The organism is Microbacterium meiriae (assembly GCF_040686935.1).
In the GTDB taxonomy this organism is placed as follows: Bacteria; Actinomycetota; Actinomycetes; order Actinomycetales; family Microbacteriaceae; genus Microbacterium; species Microbacterium meiriae.
Genome location: NZ_JBFBMF010000001.1, coordinates 526,162 through 539,066, shown reverse-complemented (window position 1 = coordinate 539,066; position 12,905 = coordinate 526,162). Strand labels below are relative to the sequence as shown.

Annotated in this window: 12 protein-coding genes; 7 read left to right on the top strand and 5 right to left on the bottom strand. The window is 70.7% G+C overall.

The annotated features are described in order from the left end of the window. The first annotated feature begins 40 nt into the window (after positions 1-40). The 7 genes from thrC (at position 41) to AB0P08_RS02555 (ending at position 9,337) form a co-directional block, all read left to right on the top strand. Positions 41-1,444, top strand: a complete 1,404-nt coding sequence (thrC, locus tag AB0P08_RS02585; protein ID WP_363587943.1) for a threonine synthase — start codon at positions 41-43, stop codon at positions 1,442-1,444. Between the two features lie 209 nt (positions 1,445-1,653). Continuing rightward, positions 1,654-2,994, top strand: coding sequence for a purine-cytosine permease family protein (locus tag AB0P08_RS02580; RefSeq protein ID WP_259953473.1), 1,341 nt, complete (start codon positions 1,654-1,656; stop codon positions 2,992-2,994). Between the two features lie 43 nt (positions 2,995-3,037). Continuing rightward, on the top strand, positions 3,038-4,585 hold the full coding sequence (locus AB0P08_RS02575; RefSeq protein WP_268777259.1) for a hydantoinase/oxoprolinase N-terminal domain-containing protein: 1,548 nt from the start codon (positions 3,038-3,040) through the stop codon (positions 4,583-4,585). A gap of 1 nt (position 4,586) precedes the next feature. Beyond that, positions 4,587-5,687: an S-methyl thiohydantoin desulfurase family protein gene (locus AB0P08_RS02570; protein ID WP_363587941.1), complete on the top strand. Its 1,101-nt coding sequence runs from the start codon at positions 4,587-4,589 to the stop codon at positions 5,685-5,687. After that, positions 5,684-6,787 (top strand): S-methyl thiohydantoin desulfurase family protein, encoded by a 1,104-nt coding sequence (locus AB0P08_RS02565; protein ID WP_363587939.1) that lies wholly within the window; start codon positions 5,684-5,686, stop codon positions 6,785-6,787. The genes AB0P08_RS02570 and AB0P08_RS02565 overlap by 4 nt, the downstream gene beginning before the upstream one ends. 10 nt (positions 6,788-6,797) lie before the next feature. Next, the gene (locus tag AB0P08_RS02560) at positions 6,798-7,826 is read left to right on the top strand and encodes an S-methyl thiohydantoin desulfurase domain-containing protein (protein WP_363587937.1); all 1,029 of its coding nucleotides are present in this window, start codon (positions 6,798-6,800) and stop codon (positions 7,824-7,826) included. Continuing rightward, positions 7,823-9,337 (top strand): helix-turn-helix domain-containing protein, encoded by a 1,515-nt coding sequence (locus AB0P08_RS02555; RefSeq protein ID WP_363587935.1) that lies wholly within the window; start codon positions 7,823-7,825, stop codon positions 9,335-9,337. The genes AB0P08_RS02560 and AB0P08_RS02555 overlap by 4 nt, the downstream gene beginning before the upstream one ends. Positions 9,338-9,346: 9 nt before the next feature. Here the strand turns inward: AB0P08_RS02555 and AB0P08_RS02550 are convergent, their stop codons facing one another. The 5 genes from AB0P08_RS02550 to AB0P08_RS02530 all read right to left on the bottom strand — a co-directional run bounded on the left by AB0P08_RS02550 (position 9,347) and on the right by AB0P08_RS02530 (position 12,874). Then, complete coding sequence (locus AB0P08_RS02550) at positions 9,347-9,757, bottom strand: VOC family protein (protein ID WP_363587933.1); 411 nt, start codon at positions 9,755-9,757, stop codon at positions 9,347-9,349. A 48-nt stretch (positions 9,758-9,805) separates the two neighbouring features. After that, positions 9,806-10,564, bottom strand: a complete 759-nt coding sequence (locus tag AB0P08_RS02545; protein ID WP_363587931.1) for an SDR family oxidoreductase — start codon at positions 10,562-10,564, stop codon at positions 9,806-9,808. Between the two features lie 10 nt (positions 10,565-10,574). After that, positions 10,575-10,883, bottom strand: coding sequence for a hypothetical protein (locus tag AB0P08_RS02540; protein ID WP_187663289.1), 309 nt, complete (start codon positions 10,881-10,883; stop codon positions 10,575-10,577). 144 nt (positions 10,884-11,027) lie between these two features. Then, positions 11,028-12,197, bottom strand: a complete 1,170-nt coding sequence (locus AB0P08_RS02535) for an RtcB family protein (protein ID WP_187663290.1) — start codon at positions 12,195-12,197, stop codon at positions 11,028-11,030. A gap of 275 nt (positions 12,198-12,472) precedes the next feature. Then, positions 12,473-12,874, bottom strand: coding sequence for a VOC family protein (locus AB0P08_RS02530; RefSeq protein ID WP_363445390.1), 402 nt, complete (start codon positions 12,872-12,874; stop codon positions 12,473-12,475). Positions 12,875-12,905: the final 31 nt, after the last annotated feature.

Genomic DNA, 12,905 nt, shown 5'->3' with positions numbered 1-12,905 from the left:
GCGAGAATGGAGGCGCCGAGTCCCGAGCCGAGGAGCACACGTGCCGTTCATCTCCACCCGCGGCGGCATGCAGCCGCAGTCGTTCAGCGAGACGCTGCTGGAAGGCCTGGCGCCCGACGGCGGTCTGGCCGTCCCCGATGTCATGCCGGAGGTCGACGGCGAGACGCTCGAGCGCTGGCGGGCGCTGACCTATCCGCAGCTCGCGACCGAGGTCCTCGGCCTCTTCGCGACCGACATCCCGCGAGAGGACCTCGCGCGGATGACGGCGGCGGCGTACGCGGACTTCCCGGACGGCGTGGTCCCGCTTCGTCGCGTGGACGACGACCTCACGCTGGTCGGCCTCTCCGAAGGCCCGACGCTGGCGTTCAAGGACATGGCCATGCAGTTCCTCGGGCAAGTGCTGGAGTACACGCTCGAGCGCCAGGGCGCAGTCCTCAACATCCTCGGCGCGACCTCGGGCGACACCGGCTCGGCTGCAGAGCACGCGCTGCGCGGCAAGGAGCGCGTCGCGGTGTTCATGCTCTCGCCGCAGGGCCGGATGAGCGCGTTCCAGCGGGCGCAGATGTTCTCGCTCGACGACGCGAACGTGCACAACATCGCGGTGGAGGGCGTCTTCGACGACTGCCAGAACCTCGTGAAGAAGCTCGCCGGCGACCTCGACTTCAAGCGCGCTCAGCACCTGGGCGCCGTGAACTCGATCAACCTCGCCCGCATCACCGCGCAGACCGTCTACTACTTCTGGGCATGGCTGCGCGCGACCGACGCCGGCGGCTGGACCGAGGTGTCGTTCACCGTCCCCTCGGGGAACTTCGGCAACATCCTCTCCGGGTTCTTCGCGAAGCAGATGGGGCTGCCGATCCGGCGGCTCGTCCTGGCCGCGAACGAGAACAACGTGCTCGACGAGTTCTTCCGCACGGGGGTGTACCGCCCGCGTAGCGCCGCGCAGACGCTGGCGACCTCGAGCCCGTCGATGGACATCTCGAAGGCGTCGAACCTCGAGCGGTTCATCTTCGAGCTCGTGGACCGCGACCCCGCGCGCGTCGTCGGCGCCTGGGACGACCTGGAGGCGCAGGGCTTCTTCGACTTCTCGGCCGAGCAGGCGCGCTTCACCGAGGAGTTCGGTATCGTGAGCGGCACCTCGACGCACGAGGACCGGCTCGCGACGATCCGGGACGTCTACGAGACCTCCGGCGAGGTGATCGACCCGCACACCGCCGACGGGGTGAAGGTCGCGCGGGAGTACGTGGAGCCCGGAGTGCCGATGCTCGTGCTGGAGACAGCCAAGCCGGAGAAGTTCGCCGAGACCATCCACGAGGCCATCGGGGTCGAGCTGGCGTACGCCCCCGAGCTCCGCGCCATGCTCGACGCCCCTCAGCACGTGACCGAGATGCCCGACGACGAGGACTCTCTCCGCGCCTTCATCGAGGCGAACGCTCTGCACTGATCCGCGAGACCCCGCTTTCGCGCCGAAACCCCCTGTCGCCGACGCCGGAGACAGGGGGTTTCGACGTGAAGCCGGGGTCTCGGCGAAAGGAGAGGGGGTGGGCAGTGTGCACAGGAGGAAGGGAGATCAGGGCGGAGTGCACATGTCGGGGAGGGGAGGGGGGTGAGTACCGTGGCGGACAACCCGTTCCCTCCTCCCGAAGGACTCCCATGGCACGCACGGCGCACGCAGACGACTTCGCGCTCTCTCGAGTGACTCCCGAGGCCCGCAAACCCTGGTTCGGAATCGCCGTTCAGCGATTCGGGCAGGTCTCGGCCCTCTCGCAGTTCCTCCTCGGCGCGACCCTCGGTTACAGCATGACCTTCGGCGAGGCCGTCCTCGCCTTCCTCTTCGGCTCGCTCATCCTCGAAGTGATCATGTGCGTCGTCGGCTTCATCGGCCAGCGCGAGGGTTTGAACACGGCGCTCCTCGCCCGCTGGACCGGCTTCGGCGAGATCGGCGCCTCGCTCGTCGGCCTCGCGATCGGCATCAGCCTCATCGGCTGGTTCGGCATCCAGTCCGCGATCTCCGCGCAGTCGCTCGACGCGCTGATGCCCGGCGCGCTGCCCGTCTGGGCCTGGAGCCTCATCTTCGGCCTCGCCGTCACCGCGATCGTCGCCTTCGGCTTCGTCGGCATGCAGTGGCTCGCCAACATCACGGTGCCGCTGTTCCTCATCCTCGTGGGCTGGTCCGTCATCTCCGAGCTCACCCGCCACGACATCGGCGAACTGCTCACCGGCCCGGCGCCCGGCCCGACCATGAGCGTCTGGGCGGGAACCGGCATCGTCGCCGGGGGCCTCATCGTCGGCGCCATCATCACCGGCGACATGACCCGGTTCAACCGCTCGCGGGCCGACGTCGTCAAGCAGACGGTGCTCGGCGTCTCCCTCGGCGAATTCGTGATCGGACTCGCGGGCGTCCTCCTCGCCCACGCGGCGGCGACCGGCGACATCGTCGCGATCGTGACCTCCTCCGTCGGCTTCATCGGTCTGTTCATCGTCCTCACCGGCACGCTGAAGATCAACGACTGGAACCTGTACTCCTCCACTCTCGGCCTGGTGAACTTCATCTCCACGGCCTTCGGCAAGAACCTCCACCGCGTCACCACCACGATCGTCCTCGGAGTGGTCGGCTCGGTGCTGGCCGCCGTCGGCATCCTCGGTCAGTTCACCGAGTTCCTCGTCGTGCTCAGCGTCGCCTTCCCGCCGATCGCCGGGATCATGGTCGCCGAGTACTACGTGGTGCGCCGCTGGCGTCCCGAGCTCGACGCGACCCGTGCCGCGGGGACCCTGCCCGCCACCGCCCCGAGGATCGTCCCGGCCACGATCGTCGTCTGGCTGGTCTCCTCGCTGGTCGGCTACTTCGTGACCTGGGGCATCCCGTCGCTGCTCAGCCTCTTCCTGTCGATGGTGCTCTACATCGTCGCCGGCAAGCTCGGCTGGGTGCGCGGCGTCGGCGTCGCGACCACCAGGCAGGCGAGCCCCGTCGACAGCACCCCCGCCGCGGTCTGAGCAGACGCGCCGGAAAAGAACCACCTCCACGAAAGCGAGCACCATGCACATCGGCATCGACGTCGGCGGCACCAACACCGACGCCGTCCTCATGGACGGCACCCGCACCCTGGCCGGGGTGAAGCACTCCACGACCCCGGACGTGACGAGCGGGATCGTCCAGGCCATCGAAGACCTCCGTGCGGGGCACTCCTTCGAGGGGGCCGACATCGACGCGGTGATGATCGGCACGACGCACTTCATCAATGCGCTCGTGCAGGCGAGCCGACTCGCCCCGGTCGCGGCCCTCCGGCTCGGCCTGCCCGCGACGCGGGCCCTGCCGCCGCTGATCGACTGGCCGGAGGTTCTCGTCGCGGCCACCCGGGCGCGCAGCTACCTGGCGCACGGCGGCTACGAGTTCGACGGCCGCCCGATCTCGCCGCTCGACCCCGACGAGATCCGCGCGCACGCCGAGGACATGAAGGCGCACGGCATCCGCTCCGTCGCCATCTCGTCGGTGTTCAGCCCGGTCAACCACGACCTCGAAGTGCAGGCGGCCGAGATCGTCGCCTCGGTGCTGGGGGAGGACGCCGCCATCTCGCTCTCGCACGAGATCGGCCGCATCGGACTGCTGGAGCGCGAGAACGCGACGATCATCAACGCCGCCCTCCGGGAGCTCGCGTCGGAGATCGTCGACGGGCTCACCTCGGCGGTCCGCGCGCAGGGCATCGAGGCGCCGATCTTCCTCAGCCAGAACGACGGCACGCTGATGGACGAGGACTACGTGCGCCGGTACCCGGTCGCCACGTTCGCGTCCGGACCGACGAACTCGATGCGTGGAGCCGCGGCCACGAGCGGACTCGTCGACTGCGCCGTCATCGACGTGGGCGGCACCACCGCCGACATCGGCCTGCTCATCAACGGCTTCCCGCGGGAGACGGCGAACGAGGTGAAGGTCGCCGGCATCCGCACGAACTTCCGGATGCCGGACGTGCTCTCCCTCGGCATCGGTGGCGGCAGCATCGTCGACGAGGAGACCGCCGAAGTCGGCCCGGCCTCGGTCGGCTACACGTTGACGACGGAGGCGCTGGTCTTCGGCGGCTCGACCCTCACGGCCACCGACATCGCGGTCGCCGCCGGTCGCGCGCAGGTGGGAGACCCCGCCAAGGTCGCGCACCTGGACCCCGCTTTCGTGGAGCGGGTGCTCGCCCGGATCGCGGAGCGGGTGGCGGAGGCGGTGGACCGCATGCGCACGTCGCCCGAACCCATCGCGGTCGTGGCGGTCGGTGGCGGGTCCATCCTGCTGCCCGACGAGCTGCCCCTGTTCGGCACCGTGCATCGGCCGGAGAACTATGCGGTCGCCAACGCCATCGGCGCCTCGATCGCGCAGGTCGGTGGCGAGATCGACAAGGTCTACGCGATCGAGCCCGGCCGTCGCGATGAGACCATCGCCGAGGTGCGCGCGGAGGCCGTCGACAAGGCCATCGCGGCCGGTGCCAAGCCCGCGACCGTGACGATCATCGACTTCGACGAGGTCCCCATCCCGTATCTTCCCGGCAACGCCACGCGCATCCGCGTGAAGGCGGTCGGCGACCTCGACATGGGGGCCTGACATGAGCACCACGATCACCGCGGCCGACATCGACGGCCTCGCCCGCGGCGCGGCCGTGCTCGGCACCGGCGGGGGTGGCGACCCGTACATCGGCGCCCTCCTCGCCCGCCAGGCCCTCGCCTCCGGAGACGTCACGGTCGTGGCGCTCGACGAGGTGCCGGACGACGCCCTGGTGCTGTTCGTCGCGATGATGGGCGCGCCCACCGTCATGGTCGAGAAGCTGCCGAGCCTCGCGGAGGTCATCGAGCCGGTCAAGGCGCTCGGCATCCACCTCGGCCGCCCGGTCACGCACATCGCCTGTGCCGAGGTGGGCGGGGTGAACTCGACGATCCCGATCGCCGCCGCCGCCGCGCTCGGGCTTCCGCTCGTCGATGCGGACGGCATGGGGCGCGCGTTCCCCGAACTGCAGATGGTGCTCCCGACGCTCTACGGCGTGACGGCCTCGCCGCTCGCCTTCAGCGACGAGAAGGGGAACACGGGCGTGCTGCAGACCGCCGACAACTCCTGGACCGAGCGCATCGCCCGTGTCGCGTGCGTCGAGATGGGCTGCTCCGTCATGATCTCCGGCTTCTCGATGTCGGGTGCCGCCGCACGTCAGTCGCTGGTGGCGGGATCGCTGTCCCGGTGCATCCACATCGGTCAGCGGATCGCGGAGGCCCGCGAGGCGAAGACCGACCCGGTTGCCGCTGTCGTCGAGCTCCTCCGCGGCCGGGAGCTGTTCGGCGGCAAGGTCGCCGACGTGAACCGGGCCACGACCACCGGCTTCGCGCGCGGCAGGGCACGGATAGATGGAGACGGCGGCACCTCGCTGACGCTGCAGTTCCAGAACGAGCACCTCGTCGCCGAAGCGGACGGACGGGTGCTGGCGACCACTCCGGACCTCATCATGGTCCTCGACGGCGAGTCGGGGGAGCCCGTCACGACCGAGGGGCTGCGCTACGGACAGCGCGTCCGCGTGATCGCCGCTCCGGCCGACGAGCGCTGGCACTCGGATGCGGCTCTCGCGATGGTCGGCCCGGGGTACTTCGGCTACGACATCCCGGCGCATCGCTTCGACGGCACGGTCTCCGCCGGAGACGCCGCGGCAGGGGCCGCCGCATGAGCTGGGAGCTGACGGCGGCGGACCTGCCCGACCTCGCCCGCGGTGCGACGCTGCTCGGCACCGGCGGCGGGGGCGACCCCTACATCGGCAAGATGCTGGTGGAGCGGGTGCTCGGCGACGGGACCATCACGATCCTCGATCCGGACGACCTCGCCGATGACCTCTTCGTGATCCCGACCGCGCAGATGGGGGCGCCGACCGTGATGGTCGAGAAGATCCCCGCCGGCACCGAGCCCACCCTCGCGCTGCGCACCCTGGAGGACCACCTCGGACGTCGGGCCGATGCGACCATGCCCATCGAATGCGGCGGGATCAACTCGATGATCCCGCTCATCGTCGCCGCGGAGACCGGACTGCCGGTCGTCGACGCGGACGGCATGGGACGCGCCTTCCCCGAGCTGTCCATGGAGACCTTCGCGGTGTACGGCGTCCACGGCTCGCCGCTCGCCCTCGCCGGAGAGCGCGGCGAGCGCGTCGTCATCGACACCGGGGACGACGATCGACACATGGAGTGGCTCGCCCGGGGCATCACCATCCGGCTGGGTGGCGTCGGTCACATCGCCGAGTACGCCATGAGCGGCGCCGACGTGCGACGCACAGCGGTGCCGCGGACCATCTCGATGGCCCTCGCCCTGGGGCGGGCGATCCGCCTCGCCCGGGAAGAGCACCGCTCGCCGTTCGAGGCGATCGCCGCGACGCTCGCGACCACGCTCTACCCGCATCTGCGCGAGCTCTGCGTCGGGAAGGTGATGGACGTCGAACGACGGACCACCGAGGGTTTCGCGAAGGGGCGGGCGGTCATCGCTCCGCTCGGTGCCGCGGAGGACGACACGTTCGAGATCGCGTTCCAGAACGAGAACCTCACCGCGCGGCGGGGCGGACGGCTCGTCGCGATCGTCCCCGATCTCATCTGCGTCGTCGACCACGAGACGGCCGAGCCCATCACCACGGAGGGCCTCCGGTACGGTCAGCGCGTCCGAGTGCTCGGCATCTCGACGCCGGCGATGATGCGTACCCCCGAGGCGCTGGCCGCCTTCGGGCCCTCGGCCTTCGGCCTGACCGAGGAGTTCGCTCCCGTCGAGGGGATGGCCGCGTCCTAGGCTGGATCCCATGAGGCTGGAGCGGGACGACCTGGAGGCGCTCGCCCGCGGGTATGCCCTGCTCGGCTCCGGCGGCGGCGGTTCCACGACGATGCTCGAACTCATCCTCGACACCACCGCGGGATGGCCCCTCGAGGTCTCGCCCGTGGATGCGCTCGATCCCGGCACGCCCTGTCTCGGCGTGGCCTTCGTCGGGTCGACGATGCTGCTCGGCGAGCGGATGCCCGGCGCCGCGCCCTTCGCCCCTCTGCTGCGGGCGGTGGAGCGGTGGCTCGGGCACCCCGTCCCGGCCGTGTGCTCCCTCGAGGGCGGCGGCATGAACGGCCTCGCGCCGCTCACCCTGGCCGGATCGCACACCGTGGTGGACGCCGACTGCACGGGGCGTGCGGTGCCGGGACTCGATCAGATGTCCCTGTTCGTCGACCGCGTGCCGGGACTGGTCTTCGCGTGCGAGACCGGCGCCGACGGGGTGGCGCTGGTGGAGGCGACGAGGTCCATCGATGCGGAGCGTGTCGTCCGTTCGGCCATCATCCAGGCCGGAGGCGTCGGCTGCGCCGTGCTCGCCGGCTTCACCGTCGGCGACCTGCGGGAGCACGCCATCGCCGACCACCTCGCCCGCGCGCTCGCCCTCGGTCGCAGCTTCCTGGCGCACCGGTCGGCGCCGCTGCCGGTCCTGGCCGACGTGCTCGGCGGGACGCTGCTCGCCGAGGGTCGCATCGTGGCCGGTGCGTCCTCCGGCACCGATCCGCATGTGAACGCGGTCGAGATCGCCGGACTCGGCGGAGCGGTGCACCGGATCGTCACCCGTTCCGAGACGTTGGCGGTGCTCACCGACGGCCTGCTCGTCGCCGCGGCCCCCGAGATCATCGTGCTTCTGGATGCCGTGTCCCGGGAGATCCTCGAGGTCACCGAACTCGCCCCCGGGCGCACGGTGGCGGCCGTCGCCCTTCCCGCGCCGGAGTGGTGGAACGCCCGCCCTGAGCGGCGGGCCCGGGTCGTGCCTTCCGCCTACGGACTCGTCGATCTGGACGCCGCGTGAACGACGCGCTCGCCCTGGGGGCCCTTCTGGCGCAGGAGGAGAACGGCGTCCTCCGTCATGTCGCCGGCCCGCGCGACGTCGGGTGGGATGCGGTCGTGGTGGAGGCTGCGGAGTCCGACCTGCCGGACGAAGGGACCACCCGGCTCGCCATCCTCACGGCGGGGGCACCGCTCGCCACCTGGCAGCAGGACGCGATGCTGCGCCGGGTGCGCGACCGCGGTTTCACCGGACTCGCGCTCCCCGGCGCCGCCGGTGTCGATCCCGGGGCGCTCCGCCTCGCGGACCGGATCGGTCTCGCTCTGCTCGACGTCGAGAGGCCGGTCCAGCTCGCCCGCGCCTGCTGGATGCTCATCGAGGCGAGAGACGCCCTCACGCTCACACGGGTGCGGAAGGTCGCGCAGTCCTTCGAATACGCGGCCGACGACCTCGGCGATCTGCTCGGGCACCTGGCGGCGAACCTGGGGCTCGGCGTCGCCCTCGTCGACGCCGCGGGAGTGCTGCGTCAGGCCGGAGGACATCTGGGTGCCGACCTGCACGCGGCGATCCGCTTCGACTCGTGGAGCGATGGTGCCAGGGCGGGGGAGGGCGCGGCCGCCTCGGTGCGCGTGGACAGCCCCGGCCGGTCCGGTCTGCGCCTGGTCCTGTTCGGCGACGGCTTCGGAGAGGCGCAGCTGCAGTCGCTCCTGGTGGCCGCGGAGGTCGCCATGCCCGCGGTGGCCGCCCGCATCCTCATCGACGAGATCGCGGCCGTCAACGACGTCGCCGCGTCGTCCGGGCTGCTGCGGGACTTCGTCGAGCTCCGCGGAGCCGCCGATGCCGATGTCGAACGGCGCATGGCGGAGCGGGGGTGGCGCACCGGTGGGCATCACCTCGGGTTCCGCGTGGTGGCGCGCAGCCGGGTGGAGCCGCTCGCGCTCCTTCGTGCGATCAGGCCGGGGCTCAGCGCGATCGACGCCGAGGCGCACGCGACCACCGCCGGTCGAGGCCTCAGCGGTTGGCTCTCCTTCGCCGAAGCCCCCGGTCCCGACCGCATCGAGCGGGCCGTGGCGGCGCTGCGCGACCTCCACCTCGCGGCGCTGCGCGACTTCGCGGTGGCGACCGGGGTGGGCTCGGCGCAGACCGGGCCGGAAGGACTGGCGGCGACCCTCGACGAGGCCGGCGACGCCGCACGGATCGCCGCCGCCCGGTCGGCGACCGGATGGTTCGTCCGCGTCGACAGCCTCGGGCTCGAACAGCTCCTGCTCGCCTGGACCGGGAACGACACCTTCGTCCCGGCCGCGCAGTCGCTGCTGGCTCCCCTGGGGGAGGGGAACGGCGAGTTGCTCACGACGCTGTCGGCGTACCTCGACCATGAGTCAGGCATCGCGGCCACGGCGGCCGCTCTCGGGCTGCATCGCAACACGGTCGCCGTGCGGATCCGGCGGGTGCAGGAGCTCCTCGGGATCGACATGAGCGACCCCGAGGCGCGGCTGGCGTTGCACCTCGCGTGTCGCGCCGTGCTGCCGCGCTGAGCCCGGCGGTCACTCCGGGTCGCCGTGCAGCATCCAGGCGATCCCGAAGCGGTCGACGAGCATGCCGAACGTCCCACCCCACGGCGGCACGTCGAGCGGCATCGTGATCGTGGCGCCCTCGGAGAGCCGGTCCCACACCTGTCGGGTGACCTCCTGTGTATTGCCGCTCAGCGAGACGGAGATGCCCTGCGGTCTCTCGTAGGTCATGCCCTCCGGAGTATCCGAGGCCATGAGCACGAGACCGTCGGGGGTCGTGAGCTGCGCATGCATCACGAGATCCTTCTGGCTCGGATCCTGCACCATGTCGGGGAAGTCGCCGAAGCCCGTGATGTCGAGGTCTCCGCCGAGGACTCCCCGGTAGAACTCCATGGCCTCGCGTGCCTCGGTGCGGAAGGACAGGTAGGGATTGAGGTTCGCCATGCGTGCTGCTCCTGGTCGCTCGACTGCTGGAAAGACCCCCGCCCCTCCTCAGTCTGCGCGCGCCGGCACCGCTTCGGCAAGCCATTCCGCGAACGTCTGCGTCCCGCGAATCGCGTCTGGTCCCGGCAGCGCCTTCCCCGCGCGCATCCCCGCCATCTGCGGACCTGGCACGTTCAGCGCCGGGGTCCAGCCGCGGTACCCGATGCGTCGCGCGTACGCCCGCACCATGTCGGCGAGCTGCTCTTCGCGGGGGCCGGCGAGGTCGGGCACTCGGCCCCGCGCGTCCCCGGTCGCGAGCGCGACGAGCCGTTCCGCGACCTCGCGGGCCGCCACGGGCTGCGTGCGCGCACGCGGGGCGAGATGCAGCGGACCCGCCTTCGCCCGCGCGAACATCTGCGCGGCGAACTCGTGGAACTGCGTGGCTCGGAGGATCGTCGAGGGGACGGCGGACGCGGAGACCAGCTTCTCCTGGGCCACCTTGCCCGCGTAGTAGTCGTAGGGGATCCGGTCGATGCCGACGATGGAGAGCAGGACGACGTGTCCCACGCCGGCGTCGTCGGCGGCGGCGAGGAGGTTCCCGGTGGCGGCCGTGAAGAACTCGATCGCCGTGCTCGCCTTCAGCGTCTCGACGCTCACGACGTCGATCACGGCGTCGGCTCCGGTCAGCGCCGCCTCCAGCCCGCGCCCGCTGACCAGGTCGACGCCGTGCGACCGACTGAGCACGACGGCCTCATGACCCGCGCTCCGGACGGCCTCCACCGTGGGCGTGCCGACGACGCCGGTTCCTCCCGCGACGACGATCCTCATGCGTCGATCCTCACTCCCGATCCAGTCCGAAGGTGCGCTTCACGAGCGCCTGCACATCACGATCGAGCCCGTCGATACGGGCGTTGACGCCGTCGATGCGGGTGCCGACCGCGTCGAACCGGGTGTTGACCGCGTCGAAGCGCGCGGTCATCTCGTTGCGCAGGCCGCCGAGCTGACCGTTCATCTCGTTGCGCAGGCCGCCGATCTCGCTGCGCAGGACGCGGATGAACAGCGTCGAGACGACCGTGAGCATGCCCATCATCAGCGCCGTGAACGCGCCGATCATGGTCCAGACCTGTGCACCGTCCATGGTTTCCATCCCCTCATCGTGGCACCGCATCCTTCAGCCTGCCAGCATCCTGGCGGACGCCACGCCCGGCGACCCGCGCTCTGTGGAGACACTGGGAATCGCGCGGATTGGGGAGGAAGGGCCGGGCGAGGATACCTCTCACCCGGCCCTCGGTCAGTCGCCCTTCACGTTGACGAGCTGCCGCAGCGTGTGCCGGATCCGCACCAGGCTCGCCGCATCCGCCATCACGCGATCGATGGGCTTGTACGCCTGCGGGATCTCGTCGATGAAGGCGTCGGTGTCGCGGAACTCGATGCCGGCCATCGCCTCGCGCAGCTGCGCATGCGTGAACGTCTTCCGGGCCGCGGACCGCGAGTACTCGCGCCCGGCGCCGTGCGGTGACGAGTTCAGCGACAGCGGGTCGCCGAGCCCCTCCACCACGTAGGACGCCGTGCCCATCGACCCGGGGATGAGTCCGGGCCGACCCGCATCCGCCTGGATCGCGCCCTTCCGGGACACCCAGACGCGCTTCCCGAAGTGCATCTCCGACTCCGTGAAGTTGTGGTGGCAGTTGATCCGCTCCTCCTCCTCGACCGGGGTGCCGAGGAACTCGGAGAGCTGCCGGATGACGCGGTCCATCATCTCCTCGCGGTTCAGCAGCGCGAAGTGCTGCGCCCACCTGAGCTCCCGGATGTAGCGGGTGAACTCCGGCGTGCCCTCGACGAGGTAGGCCAGGTCGGGGTCGGGGAGGTCGATCCACCATTGCTTCGCCAGACGCTGTGCGACGGCGATGTGGTGCCCGGCGATCCTGTTGCCCACGCCGCGGGAACCGGAATGCAGGAACAGCCAGACCCGGTCGAGTTCATCCGCCGACACCTCGATGAAGTGGTTTCCCGACCCGAGGGTGCCGAGCTGGAGCCGCCAGTTCTTCGCATAGCCCTCGGGGTCGAACTCGGCCGCGGTGGCCCGCTCCTCCAGCTCGACCACGCGAGGAGCGGCCGTCCCCACGACCTTGTTGTTGTAGCGCCCGGCAGACAGCGGGACCGCGCGCTCGATCTGCTCCCGGAGCGCGGCGAGGTCGCGCCCGTCGAGGTCGTCCTTCGTGAACGGCGTGCGGACGGCGATCATGCCGCAGCCGATGTCGACGCCGACGGCGGCGGGGATGATCGCGCCGAGCGTCGGGATGACCGACCCGACGGTCGCCCCCTTGCCGAGGTGCGCATCCGGCATCAGCGCCAGGTGCGGGTGGATGAACGGCATGCGTGAGGTGGTGCGCGCCTGATCGAGGGTCTTCTCATCGATCAGGGACGCCCACGACAGCAGCCGTGCGGAGAGCCTCTCCATGATTCCTTTCCTTGTGGTGATGTCCAGCCCACAGGTCAGGGAGTCTTCCGACGGAAAACGCCCCGGACCTGACGGTGCGGGGCGTTGCGAGAGCGGATGCTGTCACACGGCGCGCGCCGGAGGGTACGACTCGTCGCGGTCATTGCGCTTCTGCGGAAGCGGCAATGCCGTGATCGGGTGGAGATTCCGCGGGGCGGTCATCCGTCGTCTCCTCGGCTGGTGTGCGGCGCCGGTCGGCACAGCCTTGCCACCCTAGGCGGCGACACGCCCGGGCGTCAAGCGTCCCTCGGCGGGTTGTACATGAACTCGAGCCGGATGCCGTCGGCGTCCTCGACGAAGGAGGCGTAGTACCGGTCGCTGTACCGCGGATATTCCTTCGGGTCCCGCACGGCGGTCCAGCCGGATTCGAGCGCGAGATCGTGGAGCCTGTCGACCTCGGCGCGCGACGGCACCGCGAAGGCCATGTGCTGCCAGCCCACGCGGCCGTGCCGGTGGGGCGTGGAGTCGTCGTCCCAGGTGTAGAGGATGATCTCGGTCTCGTCGCCGGTGTGCCAGGAGATCGAGTGATCGTCCTCGCCGCCGAGTTCGTAGCCGAGAGCGGTGAGCACCGGATGGAACTGCGCCCGTCCGCGTTCGAGGTCGGCGACGGTGATGCCCAGGTGATCGAGGAGAGCCATGCGCCCAGTCTGTCAGCGCATCGACCCGGCG